At 60.6% G+C, this 13344-nt stretch carries 16 protein-coding genes; 13 read left to right on the plus strand and 3 right to left on the minus strand.

Annotation, left to right across the window (positions count from 1 at the left end):
* Positions 1–324 precede the first annotated feature (324 nt).
* Complete coding sequence (locus tag HX824_RS24785) at positions 325–627, minus strand: DUF2288 domain-containing protein (protein WP_003211652.1); 303 nt, start codon at positions 625–627, stop codon at positions 325–327.
* A gap of 340 nt (positions 628–967) precedes the next feature.
* Between HX824_RS24785 and HX824_RS24790 the strand changes: the two genes are divergently transcribed.
* The 10 genes from HX824_RS24790 (at position 968) to HX824_RS24835 (ending at position 8687) form a co-directional block, all read left to right on the plus strand.
* A complete protein-coding gene (locus HX824_RS24790; RefSeq protein WP_087693197.1) occupies positions 968–2095 on the plus strand; it encodes a branched-chain amino acid ABC transporter substrate-binding protein in 1128 nt (375 codons plus the stop codon).
* 45 nt (positions 2096–2140) lie between these two features.
* Positions 2141–2323 carry a hypothetical protein gene (locus HX824_RS24795; RefSeq protein WP_003211657.1) on the plus strand — a complete coding sequence of 61 codons (183 nt, stop codon included), beginning with the start codon at positions 2141–2143 and terminating at the stop codon, positions 2321–2323.
* Entirely contained in the window at positions 2323–3246 is a 924-nt protein-coding gene (gene livH, locus HX824_RS24800) for a high-affinity branched-chain amino acid ABC transporter permease LivH (protein WP_017137212.1), read from the plus strand. The genes HX824_RS24795 and livH overlap by 1 nt, the downstream gene beginning before the upstream one ends.
* Entirely contained in the window at positions 3243–4496 is a 1254-nt protein-coding gene (locus HX824_RS24805) for a high-affinity branched-chain amino acid ABC transporter permease LivM (RefSeq protein ID WP_003211661.1), read from the plus strand. Before livH ends, HX824_RS24805 begins: the two co-directional genes overlap by 4 nt.
* Positions 4493–5260 (plus strand): high-affinity branched-chain amino acid ABC transporter ATP-binding protein LivG, encoded by a 768-nt coding sequence (gene livG / locus HX824_RS24810; protein ID WP_003211663.1) that lies wholly within the window; start codon positions 4493–4495, stop codon positions 5258–5260. Before HX824_RS24805 ends, livG begins: the two co-directional genes overlap by 4 nt.
* Position 5261: 1 nt before the next feature.
* Complete coding sequence (locus HX824_RS24815; RefSeq protein ID WP_003211664.1) at positions 5262–5963, plus strand: ABC transporter ATP-binding protein; 702 nt, start codon at positions 5262–5264, stop codon at positions 5961–5963.
* Between the two features lie 261 nt (positions 5964–6224).
* Entirely contained in the window at positions 6225–6530 is a 306-nt protein-coding gene (locus tag HX824_RS24820; protein WP_003211666.1) for a DUF2282 domain-containing protein, read from the plus strand.
* Between the two features lie 26 nt (positions 6531–6556).
* The gene (locus HX824_RS24825; protein ID WP_177055264.1) at positions 6557–7432 is read left to right on the plus strand and encodes a DUF692 domain-containing protein; all 876 of its coding nucleotides are present in this window, start codon (positions 6557–6559) and stop codon (positions 7430–7432) included.
* Positions 7429–8205 carry a DUF2063 domain-containing protein gene (locus HX824_RS24830; protein WP_003211670.1) on the plus strand — a complete coding sequence of 259 codons (777 nt, stop codon included), beginning with the start codon at positions 7429–7431 and terminating at the stop codon, positions 8203–8205. The genes HX824_RS24825 and HX824_RS24830 overlap by 4 nt, the downstream gene beginning before the upstream one ends.
* On the plus strand, positions 8202–8687 hold the full coding sequence (locus HX824_RS24835) for a DoxX family protein (RefSeq protein ID WP_003211673.1): 486 nt from the start codon (positions 8202–8204) through the stop codon (positions 8685–8687). The genes HX824_RS24830 and HX824_RS24835 overlap by 4 nt, the downstream gene beginning before the upstream one ends.
* Here HX824_RS24835 and HX824_RS24840 read toward each other — a convergent pair.
* On the minus strand, positions 8684–9592 hold the full coding sequence (locus HX824_RS24840) for a LysR family transcriptional regulator (RefSeq protein ID WP_003211675.1): 909 nt from the start codon (positions 9590–9592) through the stop codon (positions 8684–8686). The two genes, HX824_RS24835 and HX824_RS24840, sit on opposite strands and share 4 nt — an antisense overlap.
* A 104-nt stretch (positions 9593–9696) precedes the next feature.
* On the opposite strand from HX824_RS24840, the gene HX824_RS24845 reads away from it, so the two are divergent.
* A complete protein-coding gene (locus HX824_RS24845) occupies positions 9697–10296 on the plus strand; it encodes a short chain dehydrogenase (RefSeq protein ID WP_003211677.1) in 600 nt (199 codons plus the stop codon).
* A gap of 16 nt (positions 10297–10312) precedes the next feature.
* Here HX824_RS24845 and HX824_RS24850 read toward each other — a convergent pair whose 3' ends face one another.
* Positions 10313–10708 carry a hypothetical protein gene (locus HX824_RS24850; RefSeq protein ID WP_008432073.1) on the minus strand — a complete coding sequence of 132 codons (396 nt, stop codon included), beginning with the start codon at positions 10706–10708 and terminating at the stop codon, positions 10313–10315.
* Between the two features lie 136 nt (positions 10709–10844).
* Here HX824_RS24850 and HX824_RS24855 point away from each other — a divergent pair, with 136 nt between their 5' ends.
* Both HX824_RS24855 and HX824_RS24860 read left to right on the plus strand, forming a co-directional pair.
* Entirely contained in the window at positions 10845–11516 is a 672-nt protein-coding gene (locus HX824_RS24855) for a COG3650 family protein (RefSeq protein ID WP_003211681.1), read from the plus strand.
* A 107-nt stretch (positions 11517–11623) separates the two neighbouring features.
* Complete coding sequence (locus HX824_RS24860; RefSeq protein ID WP_102368251.1) at positions 11624–13237, plus strand: NAD(P)/FAD-dependent oxidoreductase; 1614 nt, start codon at positions 11624–11626, stop codon at positions 13235–13237.
* Positions 13238–13344 lie beyond the last annotated feature (107 nt).

Here is a 13344-nt window from a genome sequence, read left to right on the forward strand (position 1 = left end):
CGGGCCGGAGTGCGGGCATGCCGAGCCTAAGCGAGGCACCGAGTGGTGGGGCAAAGACCTTTTGGTTACTTTTGGGGCGTTTGCCAAAAGTGACCCGCTGTAAGAGCGGAACCATAGGTGGCCGTTACCTAAATAACGGATATGTACACATACCCAGAAACAATTCCCCCCGCACTCCGCCGCTACCAAAACTGTTCCCATGACGCGCACGTAACCCCCGCCTGTGACCTTTCTCTACGGCAAGGTGCCATCACCGCAAATGCAGTTACCCGCCTACACACTTAAACTCGGAAAAATCACGCACCCTTTTCGCGCATGCATTTCCTACACTGCCCTTTCCTGGATCAGAATCCACGGCGAAACCACCACCGCCCACAAACTCGGGTCCCGCTCAACCAGGTCCAATGCCCGCGTCGCAGACACCTCGCCAAGACTCCCCGCAGCCAGCCAGGCAGCGACTTTCTCACGGTTATCCTCAGCCATGCCCTCGGCGGCCTCGATCAAATCCAGCCCGGCGTCGACCCACAATAGGGCACCCTTGGCAAAGAACGGCTCAAGCTCCTTCCAGGAAATTTCGGCAGTTTCACCAAGCAGCTTGGCATAGAGGGTGCTAGGTTCTTGCGTCATGGGAGTTCACCTGAAGAAAAAATCGGCGCAATCATACCGTCGAGCCCCAGGCAGAAAAACCCAGTTGCAAATGAGGCACCGAACGAAAGTGTCAGGAAAGCCAAGGATTGCCCGAAACTCTGGCATCACCCCGCCGCAATTCTGTCTTTTTCTTTCATTTAAGCGACATACCCGGGTTTTGCCCCCAGCAGCCAGCTTTTCAAGCGATCAACCGGCGCTCTACACTGTACCGGTACAGTTGCCAGGCCGCTGCCGGGGGATATCCGAGATATCTGATCCGGTTCTGCAGCTCACAAGGCCGCTAGAACTATAAAAAATACAACAGTAAGAGTGGAGCACTATGAATAAGGCTACTAAGCAGATTTCCAAACTGTTTGCCGCTATGGTCCTGGCCGGGGTTGCCAGCCATTCGTTCGCAGCTGACACCATCAAGATCGGTATTGCCGGCCCTAAAACCGGCCCTGTGACCCAGTACGGCGACATGCAGTTCATGGGTGCCAAGCAGGCCATCGCCGACATCAACGCCAAGGGCGGCGTAGATGGCAAAATGCTCGAAGCCAAGGAATACGACGACGCTTGCGATCCAAAACAAGCCGTGGCCGTAGCCAACAAAGTGGTCAACGACGGCGTCAAGTTCGTGGTCGGTCACCTTTGCTCCAGCTCCACTCAGCCAGCATCCGACATCTACGAAGACGAAGGCGTGATCATGATCACCCCGGCTGCCACCAGCCCGGAAATCACGTCCCGTGGCTACAAGCTGGTCTTCCGCACCATCGGCCTGGACAGCGCCCAGGGCCCTGCCGCCGGTAACTACATCGCCGACCACGTGAAGCCGAAAGTCGTAGCCGTTATCCACGACAAACAGCAATACGGTGAAGGCATCGCCACCGCCGTTAAACAAACCCTCGAGAAGAAAGGCGTGAAAGTTGCCCTCTTCGAAGGCATCAACGCTGGCGACAAAGACTTCGGTTCGCTGATCCAGAAGCTCAAGCAAGCCAACGTCGACTTCGTCTACTACGGCGGCTACCACCCTGAGCTGGGCCTGATCCTGCGCCAAGCCAAGGAAAAAGGCGTGAACGCCAAGTTCATGGGCCCTGAAGGCGTCGGCAACGACTCCATCTCGCAAATCGCCCAGAACGCTTCCGAAGGCCTGCTGGTTACCCTGCCGAAATCCTTCGACACCGATCCTGCCAACAAGGCAATCGTTGAAGAGTTCACCAAGAACAAGCAGGACCCAACCGGTCCGTTCGTGTTCCCGGCCTACTCGGCTGTTGAAGTGATCGCCGGCGGTATCGCTGCCGCGAAGAGCGAAGACACCGCCAAGGTGGCAGCGGCCATCCACGCCGGTACCTTCAAGACCCCGACCGGCGACCTGAGCTTCGACGCCAAGGGCGACCTGAAGGACTTCAAGTTCGTGGTCTACGAATGGCACTTCGGCAAACCAAAAACCGAAGTTTCCCCTCAGTAAGCCAGGCGTTACTGGTCAACAAGCCCACTGTGCAAGCAGTGGGCTTTGTTTTACGAGGTTTATGGGCCTGTCACCCGCGATCCGGGCGCTGGCTCACCTGAAAATCTTAAAACCGTCACCAGCGGTTCGCTGGCAAACGCTTTGTGCAACCTGATCACAGAACAGGGCACCGAGCCGGAAATTGACTCCACCAGTGAAATGCGTATCGGGTTTTTAGGAGCGCTGTAATGCCTGAGATCTATCATTTTTTCCAAACGCTGGTTAACGGCATGACCGTTGGCAGCACCTATGCCTTGATAGCCATTGGCTACACAATGGTTTACGGCATCATTGGAATGATTAACTTCGCCCATGGCGAGGTGTACATGATTGGTTCCTACGTGGCCTTCATCGCCCTTGCCGGGCTGGCCATGCTGGGTATCCATTCCCTGCCGCTGTTGATGACCGCTGCATTCCTGGCGTCCATCGTCGTAACCAGTGCCTATGGCTACAGTATCGAACGCGTTGCGTACCGCCCCTTGCGTGGCAGCAACCGCTTGATCCCGCTGATCTCTGCGATCGGCATGTCGATTTTCCTGCAGAACACCGTATTGCTGTCCCAGGATTCCAAGGACAAATCCATTCCCAACCTGATCCCGGGGAGCTTCTCCTTCGGCCCAGGTGGCGCACAAGAAGTGCTGATTTCCTACATGCAGGTCCTGGTCTTCGTCGTCACTCTGGTGGCAATGCTCGGCCTGACCCTGTTCATCTCTCGCTCCCGTCTGGGGCGCGCCTGCCGGGCCTGCGCCGAAGACATCAAGATGGCCAACCTGTTGGGCATCAACACCAACAACATCATCGCCCTGACCTTCGTCATCGGTGCCGCACTGGCGGCCATCGCCGCTGTATTGCTGAGCATGCAGTACGGCGTGATCAACCCCAACGCCGGTTTCCTGGTGGGCCTCAAGGCCTTCACCGCAGCGGTATTGGGCGGCATCGGCAGCATTCCGGGTGCGATGCTCGGCGGGCTGGTGCTGGGGGTGGCTGAAGCCTTTGGCGCCGACGTATTCGGTGACCAGTACAAGGACGTGGTGGCATTCGGTCTATTGGTTCTGGTGCTGTTGTTCCGGCCGACCGGCATTCTGGGCCGTCCGGAGGTTGAGAAAGTATGAGCAGATATCTTAAATCGGCGTTTTTCAGCGCCTTGCTGGTCTGGGCCGTGGCCTTCCCGGTACTCGGGCTCAAGTTGAGCATTGTCGGGATCAACCTCGAAGTGCATGGCACCGGTCCCGTGACGTTGACCATCATTGCCCTGTGCTCGGTGCTGATGTTCCTGCGCGTGCTGTTCACTCAGCAGGTCGGGGCACTCCTCAAGTCCAACCGTGGCCCGTTGGTATCGCCCAAGGTCAGCCAGTTCCTGACCCTGCCGCGCACCCAGCGCTACATCATCATCGGCCTGATCGTGGCCGCGTTGATCTGGCCTTTCTTCGGCTCCCGTGGTGCGGTGGATATCGCGACGCTGATCCTGATCTACGTGTTGCTGGGCCTGGGCCTGAACATCGTGGTGGGTCTCGCCGGCCTGCTCGACCTGGGCTATGTGGGCTTCTACGCGGTGGGTGCCTACACCTACGCGCTGCTCTCGCATTACCTGGGCTGGGGCTTCTGGATCTGCCTGCCACTGGCCGGCATGGCGGCGGCCACATTTGGCTTCCTGCTGGGCTTCCCGGTACTGCGCTTGCGCGGTGACTACCTGGCGATCGTGACCCTGGGCTTCGGTGAAATCATCCGTCTGTTCCTGCGTAACCTCACCGATATCACCGGCGGCCCCAACGGCATCAGCAGCATTCCCAAGCCGACGTTCTTCGGGCTGACGTTCGACCGCACCGCGGCCGAAGGCATGCAGACGTTCCACGAGTACTTCGGGATCGACTACAACCCGGTGAGCAAAGTGGTGTTCCTGTACCTGGTGGCCCTGCTGCTGGCACTGGCGGCGCTGTTCGTGATCAACCGCCTGCTGCGCATGCCGATCGGCCGCGCGTGGGAAGCGCTGCGCGAAGATGAAATCGCCTGCCGTGCACTAGGCATGAACCCGACCGTCATCAAGCTTTCGGCATTCACCCTCGGGGCGACCTTCGCCGGTTTTGCCGGCAGCTTCTTCGCCGCTCGCCAAGGTTTGGTGACGCCGGAGTCGTTCACCTTCATCGAGTCGGCAATCATCCTCGCCATCGTGGTACTGGGCGGCATGGGCTCGCAGCTCGGCGTGATCCTCGCGGCGATCGTGATGATCCTGCTGCCGGAAATGATGCGTGAATTCAGCGAATACCGCATGTTGATGTTCGGCGCCATGATGGTGCTGATGATGATCTGGCGACCTCAAGGCCTGCTGCCCATGCAACGTCCCCACATGGAGCTGCGCAAATGAGCCGCGAGATCCTGAAAGTCGAAAACTTGAGCATGCGCTTCGGCGGTTTGCTGGCGGTCAACGGCGTGGCCCTGACCGTGCAAGAGAAACAAGTCGTGGCCCTGATCGGCCCCAACGGCGCCGGCAAGACCACGGTGTTCAACTGCCTGACCGGCTTCTACAAGCCGGCTGGCGGCACCATCCTGCTGGACGGCCAGCCGATCCAGGGCCTGGCCGGCCACGAGATCGCCCGCAAGGGCGTGGTGCGGACCTTCCAGAACGTGCGGTTGTTCAAGGACATGACGGCGGTCGAGAACCTGTTGATCGCCCAGCATCGCCACCTGAACACCAACTTCTTTGCCGGCTTGTTCAAGACGCCGTCGTTCCGCAAGAGCGAGCGCGAGGCCATGGAATATGCAGCGTACTGGCTGGACAAGGTCAACCTCACCGAGTTTGCCAACCGTCCTGCCGGCACCCTGGCCTACGGTCAGCAACGGCGCCTGGAAATCGCCCGCTGCATGATGACCCGCCCGCGGATCCTCATGCTCGACGAACCGGCCGCCGGCTTGAACCCGAAGGAAACAGAAGACCTCAAGGCGCTGATCAGTGTGCTGCGTGAAGAAAACAACGCCACCGTGCTGCTGATCGAACACGACATGAAACTGGTCATGAGCATTTCCGACCATATCGTCGTGATCAACCAGGGCACGCCACTGGCCGACGGTACGCCGGAGCAGATCCGCGACAACCCGGAAGTGATCAAAGCCTATTTGGGGGAAGCGTAAAATGCTGCAATTCGAAAACGTTTCCACTTTCTACGGCAAGATCCAGGCGCTGCACAGCGTCAACGTGGAAGTGCGCCAGGGCGAAATCGTTACCCTGATCGGCGCCAACGGTGCCGGTAAATCCACGCTGCTGATGACCCTGTGCGGTTCGCCCCAGGCTCACAGCGGCAGCATCCGCTACATGGGTGAGGAGCTGGTGGGCCAGGCCTCCTCCGAGATCATGCGCAAGAGCATTGCCGTGGTTCCGGAAGGCCGCCGGGTATTTGCCCGCCTGACCGTGGAAGAGAACCTCGCCATGGGCGGGTTCTTCACCGACAAGGGCGATTACCAGGAGCAGATGGACAAGGTGCTGCACCTGTTCCCGCGGCTCAAGGAACGCTTCAGCCAGCGCGGCGGCACCATGTCCGGCGGCGAACAGCAAATGCTCGCCATCGGCCGCGCGCTGATGAGCAAGCCCAAGCTGTTGTTGCTGGACGAACCGTCCCTGGGGTTGGCGCCGATTATCATCCAGCAGATCTTCGACATCATCGAACAGCTGCGCAAGGACGGTGTGACGGTGTTCCTCGTGGAGCAGAACGCCAACCAGGCGCTGAAGATTGCCGACCGCGCCTACGTGCTGGAAAACGGCCGCGTGGTGATGCAGGGCAGCGGCGAACAACTGCTGACCGATCCGAAAGTACGTGAGGCTTATTTGGGCGGTTGATGCCCATCTGGTCAAATGTATGAGCGGGCTTTTGTGGGAGCGGGCTTGCTCGCGAAGGCGGTGGATCAGCCAACTTGTTTGGTGACTGACCCACTGCCTTCGCGAGCAAGCCCGCTCCCACATTTGCTTGGTGTGAACCAAAGACTTTGGCGAAACCTGAAATTATTTTCCCCGGCTTTGTAACGAATCCCTTCCCCCTTTCTCTAGTGGTGTAAGCAGGCGAACATGCTTGCCAACTCAACCCACTGCTGGAGATACACCATGACTACCAAAACCCGCTCGCTGTCCGCCGCCACCCTCGTCCTGGCCCTGGGTTCGGCCCTGAGCCTGTCCGCCCTGACCACCACCGCCCACGCCGCCGATGACATGCAGAAATGCTTCGGTGTAGCCGAAGCCGGCAAGAACGATTGCGCTGCAGGCGCGGGCACTTCCTGCGCGGGCACCTCGAAGGTCAAGGATCAGGCCAACGCCTGGAAACTGGTCCCGGCCGGTACCTGCCTGAAAACCCCAAGCACCACCTCGCCAACCGGCTTCGGCCAGGAAGCTGCCTTCACCGCCAAGTCCTGAAACCCTGCACAGCCTGAGTACTGACGATGACGCTCTCATTCACCCACTCCATCTCCCAGGCTCAGGCGCCCGGCCTCCCCCCTCGGGCCGGGCTGGGGCTCAAGAACGAGCACTTCAGTGAAGTGCTCGAGACGTCCCCCGATATCGGTTTTTTTGAAGTCCACGCCGAAAACTACATGGTGGCCGGCGGGCCTTTCCATCACTACCTGGGCTTGATCCGCGAACAGTACCCGCTGTCGCTGCACGGTGTAGGCCTGTCCATTGGCGGCGAAGGTCCGCTGAACGACGAGCACCTGGCGCGCTTGGCCACGCTGATCGAACGCTATCAACCCCACTCCTTTTCCGAACACCTGGCCTGGTCCAGCCACGGCCCGGTGTTTCTCAATGATTTGCTGCCGCTGGCGTATGACGATGAAACCCTGAAGCGGGTGTGCGAACACATCGACCAGGTACAAACCCGCCTGCAGCGGACCATGCTGCTGGAGAACCCGTCGACCTATCTGCAATTCCAGTGCTCCACCCTGGAAGAGACCGACTTCATCAGCGAAGCGATTCGCCGCACCGGCTGCGGGCTGCTGCTGGACGTGAACAATGTGTATGTGTCGTGCATCAACCATCAGCAAGACCCGCTGAAGTACATCGAGGCCTTGCCGTTGCACGCCGTGGGCGAGATTCACCTGGCAGGGTTTGCCGAAGACACCGACAGCCTCGGCGACCGTTTGCTGATTGACGATCACGGCGCCCCCATCGACAACGCGGTATGGCAGCTCTACCAGCACGTGCTCAGCCGCACCGGGCCGGTCGCCACGCTGATCGAGCGCGACAACCAGGTGCCGGCGTTCAGCGTGCTGCACGCTGAAGCACGCGAGGCCGACCGGTTTCTGCTGGAGGTGTGTGCATGAGCCGCCAGGACGTCTTTAGCCGCGCCCTGCTGTCCCCCGAGGAAAACTGCCCGCAAGGCTTGTTCAGCCGCAACGGCGCCGATCCGGCCGGTCGTTTTGCGGTGTATCGCAACAATGTCCATAGCTCGCTGATCAACGCGCTGGCCGCCGGCTACCCGGTCACCCTGCAACTGGTGGGCGATGAGTTTTTTCGGGCGATGGCCGGTGTGTATGTCCAGGGTTTCCCGCCGACAAGCCCTCTGATCAATGAATACGGCAGCGACCTGGCGGACTTTATCCAGGGCTTCGCCCCCGCCGCCAGCGTGCCTTACCTGGCTGACGTGGCGCGCCTGGAGCGATTGCGGGTGAGGGCCTACCACGCGGCGGACGCACAGCCACTGGATCAACAGGAGGTCATCGCCACCCTGCAACAACAGTCGGACCTGGGCGAACTGCGCCTGCAACTGCATCCATCCCTGGCCACCCTGAACTCGGCCTACGCCGTGGTGGCTTTATGGGCGGCGCATCAGACCGGCGAATCCCTCGCCACCCTCGACCCCTTCCATGCCCAAAGCGCGCTGGTACTACGCAATGGCCTGCACGTGCAGGTATTTCACATCGACAGCGGCTCAGCGACGTTTATCAACAGCCTGAACAACGGTTGGCCATTGGAAATGGCCGTGGCCTACGCCCTCGATGCGGCCGCCGAATTTGACCTGCACCAATGCCTGGCCCTGCTGATCGGTCACGGCGCCATCACCCACTTGCACACAGAACCCAAGGTATCGCCATGAACACCACCGCTCCGGGGCTGATCCAACGGATCATCCAGTGCTTCGAGAAAATCCCCTACAGCCTGATCGCCTTTGTCGCACGCTTCTCTATCGCAGCGGTGTTCTGGAAATCCGGCCAGACCAAAGTGGAAGGCCTCGCCGTGGACCTGATCGGCGGTACCTTCCAACTGGGCTGGCCGCACTTGGCGCCGTCCACCCTGCCGCTGTTTCGCAGCGAATACCACGTGCCGCTGCTGTCTGCGGAAGTGGCGGCGCACATGGCTGCGTTCGCCGAGCATTTCTTCCCGGTGCTGATCCTCGTGGGGTTTGCCACGCGATTCTCGGCGCTGGCGCTGCTGGGCATGACCCTGACCATCCAGCTTTTCGTCTACCCGGACGCCTACCCGACCCACGGCACCTGGATCGCATTGCTGCTGCTGTTGATGGCCAAGGGGCCGGGCAGCTTCTCGATTGATCACCTGATCGCCCGGCGCTACCGCTAAAGGCGATCGAGGGCTTCGCCGCTGCGCTTGAACCAGCCCACCAGATAATCTGCGAGTACCTGGGTGCGGCGCGGCAGGCCGCCCTGATACGGATGGACCAGGTACATCGGCATGCTGCGGGTCTGATAATCCCGCAGGAGCCAGCGCAGGCGACCGTCAGCCAATTCCGCGTGCAGCACGTAGGACGGCAAGCGCGCGATGCCCGCCCCCACCAGTGCAGCCTTCTTCAACAAGTTGTAATGGTTGGAGGCAAAGGTCCCGGATACCCGAACCCGCAGCAGCTCATGCTGCTGGTGATACAGCCACTCTTCACGACCACTGTAGTGGCTGTTCAGCAAGCAGTTGTGGCCCACCAGTTCCGCCGGCGTCAGCGGCTCGCCGTGCTGTTCCAGGTAAGCCGGGCTGGCGCAGGTCATCTCGTGCCAGGCGAGCAACGGCTTGGCGACCAGACGCTCGTCGTTGGCGACCTCCGAACGTACCGCCAGGTCGAAGCCATCCCGCGCCAGGTCCCGGTACTGGTTGTTGAGTTCCAACTCGATCTGCACCTGTGGGTACTCCCGGGAAAACTCCAGCAACAGACCGTCGAAGAAGGTTTCGCCCAGGGACACCGGAACCGTCATACGCACCGGGCCGACGAGATCATCCTTGAGCCTGGCCAATGCCTGACGTGCCCGCTCCACCTGGACCACCAACGCCTGGGCTTGCGGCAACAGCGCCGCACCCGCCGCCGTCAGGCTCAGGCGGCGGGTGGTGCGATGCAACAACACCACCGAAAACTGCGCTTCCAACTGGCTGATGCGCTTGGACAGTTGCCCTTTGCTGCAGCCCAGTTGCTGGGCCGCCAAGGTAAAGCTGCCGGCTTCGATCAACACGGCAAACGCGGCGAGGTCATCCATTTCGCTCATGGATTGTTTCCAATTGAAAACCAAAGGTTGCCTATTAGTGCACTTATCCGCGCAAAAAATCACTCTAGACTGAAACCTCACCTACACATCTGGAGGAAGGCACGATGAAAATCCTGTTGATTGGCGCAAGCGGTACCGTGGGTTCGGCGGTGAAGGCAGAACTGTCCCAACGGCATGAAGTGATCAGCATCGGTCGCAAAAGTGGCGACTTCCAGGTCGATATCAGCGACAGCGCCTCGATCCGCAAACTGTTCGAGCAGACCGGCAAATTCGACGCACTGATCTGCGCCGCCGGCAGCGTCAACTTCGTGCCCCTGGGCGACATGAGCGAAACCGATTTTGACCTGGGCCTGCAAGACAAGCTGATGGGCCAGGTCAACCTGCTGCTGATTGGCCGCGAGTTCGCCAATGACGGCGCGTCGTTCACCTTCACCAGCGGCATTCTCAACCGCGATCCGATTCGCACCGGTGCTTCGGCTGCCCTGGTCAACGGCGCGCTGGATGCATTCGTGAAAGCCGCTGCGATCGAACTGCCCCGCGGCCTGCGCATCAACTCGGTCAGCCCTACCGTCCTGCTGGAAGCCATGGGCAGCTACGCGCCATACTTCCGTGGGTACAAACCGGCTCCGGGTGCAGAAGTGGCGTTGGCCTACGCGAAAAGCGTGGAAGGCTTGCAGACCGGGCAGACGTTTATCGTAGGCTGACCAGCCTGAAAAGCCGTCACCGTTGAACCCAGGGCATCCATTTACGGAGCATGTCCTGGGGGACGGAAAACTGTATTTCTCGTGTGTTCAGCACACCCATGACAGTGGCGCCATCACTCACGTTGTAGCCGTCTACGTATGTCGAAACCTGCTTGTTGTAAGCCAGTAACGTAATTGCAGCCGTGCGGGCCCTGGCCTCCGGGCTCAGCGTGACATTGACCGAAATAAAGTCCGGGCTACTGTCAGGCGTCCTCTTCACGGTGATCGAGATCTCGGTAAAGTCAGTGGCAGAGGAGTACTCCAGCCGCGCCGGTTCACTGCCCAGTGCAGAACCCGTCACCAGTAACAGCCCCCACAGATTCCATCGAATAGTCATCGCGGCTTTCCGAATAAAAGAGAAAGACGTTCCCATGACCGTTCAGATCCCTCTATAGGAAAAGTCCCAGCAGGGATGATCGCCCCCGGCACACCTTATTCAACCTGTGTCCCGGGCTTGTGATGCACCGCCAGCCTGCGTAACGTGGCGGCACTTATCAGGAGACCCGATAATGCGTGCCGCCCGTACCCTAGCCTTGTTTGCCCTGTTGCCCCTGTTCGCCGCCTGCCAGATGTTCGATAACGAGCCGGCCAAGCCCTCTCTCGCCGGGATGACCCGCATGCAGGGCGAGTTGACGGCCCAGGGTGACAAACTGCTGTTCCAGCCCTGCAACGACAAACGCAACTACGTGGTCAACGACACCGGTGGCACCAGCATCCTGCAGGAGGCCGCCTCCCTGGCCGGCCAGCAAGGCGCACTGTTTGCCGACCTGCGTGGCAAGTTCTCCGGCGTCGCCAGCGGCACCCAGGGCACGGTGGACCTGCAACAGGTGTACCGCGTCGAGCGCTCGACCTCGGCCTGTGATGACCCGGACTTCAAGCGCATGATCCTGCGGGCCAACGGCCACAAGCCGGCCTGGGCGATGAACGTCACCGCCAAGGGCATGGTGCTGGAGCGTGAAGGCCAGCCACCATTGGCCGTGCCGTATGTGGAAGAGCAATCGGGCGACGGACGGTTCAACCTGATGACCGAAGCGAATAACCAGCACATCGAACTCTGGGTGGCCCCGCAACGCTGTGTCGACAGCGCCAGCGGCAGCCTGCAGCACATGTCCGCTGAGCTTCGGGTCAACGGCCAGGTGCAACGCGGTTGCGCGTCGTTCGGCGGTTCGCGAGACGACTGATTGCGCCCTGCGCTGTTTTAGCATGACGGGAAACCGCTGTTGGGGCTTATAATCGCCGGTTTGCAAAACAGCCGGCCTCTTTGCCCGCCGCCTACCGGATTCCTGTCATGTTACGAATCACCGAACTCAAGCTGCCCATCGACCATCCCGAAGAAGACCTGCGGCCTGCCATTGTGCAACGCCTGGGCATCGCCAGTGATGACCTGCTCGATTTCACCCTGTTCAAACGCAGCTACGACGCCCGCAAGAAATCGTCGGAGCTGTGCTTCATCTACACCATCGACCTGGAAGTCAAAGGCGAGGCGGCCCTGCTGCTCAAGTTCGCCGACGACCGCAACGTCAACCCGGCGCCGGACATCAGCTACAAGGTCGTGGGCCATGCGCCGGAAGGCCTGACCGAGCGGCCGATCGTCGTCGGTTTTGGCCCGTGCGGGATCTTCGCCGGGCTGTTGCTGGCACAGATGGGCTTCAAGCCGATCATCCTCGAGCGCGGCCGCGAAGTGCGCCAACGCACCAAGGATACCTGGGGCCTGTGGCGCAAGAATGTGCTGAACCCGGAATCCAACGTGCAGTTCGGTGAAGGCGGCGCCGGGACCTTCTCCGACGGCAAGCTCTACAGCCAGATCAAGGATCCGAAATTCCACGGTCGCAAGGTGCTGCACGAGTTCGTCAAGGCCGGTGCGCCAGACGAAATCCTCTACGTCAGCAAGCCGCACATCGGTACGTTTCGCCTGACCGGCGTCGTGGAAAACATGCGCCAGCAGATCATCGCCCTGGGCGGTGAAGTGCGCTTCGAGCAGCGGGTCACCGACGTGCTGATCGAAGACGGCCAGTTGAATGGCGTGGTGGTGGATGGCGGCGAGCAGATCCTGTCCAAGCACGTAATCCTGGCCCTCGGCCACAGCGCCCGCGATACCTTCCGCATGCTGCATGGTCGTGGCGTGTACATGGAAGCCAAGCCGTTCTCGGTGGGTTTCCGTATCGAACACCCGCAGTCGCTGATCGACGCTGCACGCCTGGGCAAGTACGCCGGCCACCCGAAACTCGGGGCCGCCGATTACAAACTGGTGCACCACGCCAAGAACGGCCGTTCGGTGTACAGCTTCTGCATGTGCCCGGGCGGTACCGTGGTCGCGGCGACATCAGAGCCGAACCGCGTAGTAACCAACGGCATGAGCCAGTACTCGCGTAACGAACGCAACGCCAACTCCGGGATCGTGGTGGGCATCACCCCGGAAGTGGATTACCCGGGCGGCCCGCTGGCCGGGATCGAGTTGCAGGAACGCCTGGAATCCCACGCGTTCATCCTCGGCGGCAGCAACTACGAAGCACCGGCGCAGCTGGTGGGTGATTTCATCGCCGGCAAGCCGTCCACCGCCATCGGTACCGTGGAGCCATCCTACAAGCCCGGCGTAGCCCTGGGTGACCTGGCGCTGGCGTTGCCGGAGTTTGCCATCGAAGCCATCCGCGAAGCGTTGCCGGCGTTCGAGAAGCAGATCAAGGGCTACTCGCTGCACGACGCGGTCCTTACCGGGATCGAGACCCGCACTTCTTCGCCGCTGCGGATTACCCGTAACGAGTCGATGCAGAGCCTGAACGTGAAAGGCCTGTTCCCGGCGGGCGAAGGTGCCGGTTATGCCGGTGGGATTTTGTCGGCGGGTGTCGACGGGATTCGGATTGCCGAGGCGCTGGCGCGGGATATGTTGGGCCTGGAGGCTTAACCACTGCGCTGAAAACGCAGCAGATCAAATGTGGGAGCGGGCTTGCTCGCGAATGCGGTGGATCAGCCGAATCATGTATTGGCTGATCCACCGCATTCGCGAGCAAG

This window comes from Pseudomonas sp. D4002, from assembly GCF_013385665.1.
Taxonomy (GTDB): domain Bacteria; phylum Pseudomonadota; class Gammaproteobacteria; order Pseudomonadales; family Pseudomonadaceae; genus Aquipseudomonas.

Excerpts from the sequence above, each read along its gene's own strand:
- HX824_RS24785 (WP_003211652.1), bottom strand. The coding sequence starts at position 627 with ATGACGCAAGAACCTAGCACCCTCTATGCCAAGCTGCTTGGTGAAACT.
- HX824_RS24835 (WP_003211673.1), top strand. The coding sequence starts at position 8,202 with ATGAACACCACCGCTCCGGGGCTGATCCAACGGATCATCCAGTGCTTC.
- HX824_RS24830 (WP_003211670.1), top strand. The coding sequence starts at position 7,429 with ATGAGCCGCCAGGACGTCTTTAGCCGCGCCCTGCTGTCCCCCGAGGAA.
- HX824_RS24825 (WP_177055264.1), top strand. The coding sequence starts at position 6,557 with ATGACGCTCTCATTCACCCACTCCATCTCCCAGGCTCAGGCGCCCGGC.
- HX824_RS24790 (WP_087693197.1), top strand. The coding sequence starts at position 968 with ATGAATAAGGCTACTAAGCAGATTTCCAAACTGTTTGCCGCTATGGTC.
- HX824_RS24845 (WP_003211677.1), top strand. The coding sequence starts at position 9,697 with ATGAAAATCCTGTTGATTGGCGCAAGCGGTACCGTGGGTTCGGCGGTG.
- HX824_RS24850 (WP_008432073.1), bottom strand. The coding sequence starts at position 10,708 with ATGGGAACGTCTTTCTCTTTTATTCGGAAAGCCGCGATGACTATTCGA.
- HX824_RS24805 (WP_003211661.1), top strand. The coding sequence starts at position 3,243 with ATGAGCAGATATCTTAAATCGGCGTTTTTCAGCGCCTTGCTGGTCTGG.
- HX824_RS24860 (WP_102368251.1), top strand. The coding sequence starts at position 11,624 with ATGTTACGAATCACCGAACTCAAGCTGCCCATCGACCATCCCGAAGAA.
- livH (WP_017137212.1), top strand. The coding sequence starts at position 2,323 with ATGCCTGAGATCTATCATTTTTTCCAAACGCTGGTTAACGGCATGACC.
- HX824_RS24855 (WP_003211681.1), top strand. The coding sequence starts at position 10,845 with ATGCGTGCCGCCCGTACCCTAGCCTTGTTTGCCCTGTTGCCCCTGTTC.
- HX824_RS24840 (WP_003211675.1), bottom strand. The coding sequence starts at position 9,592 with ATGAGCGAAATGGATGACCTCGCCGCGTTTGCCGTGTTGATCGAAGCC.
- livG (WP_003211663.1), top strand. The coding sequence starts at position 4,493 with ATGAGCCGCGAGATCCTGAAAGTCGAAAACTTGAGCATGCGCTTCGGC.
- HX824_RS24820 (WP_003211666.1), top strand. The coding sequence starts at position 6,225 with ATGACTACCAAAACCCGCTCGCTGTCCGCCGCCACCCTCGTCCTGGCC.
- HX824_RS24815 (WP_003211664.1), top strand. The coding sequence starts at position 5,262 with ATGCTGCAATTCGAAAACGTTTCCACTTTCTACGGCAAGATCCAGGCG.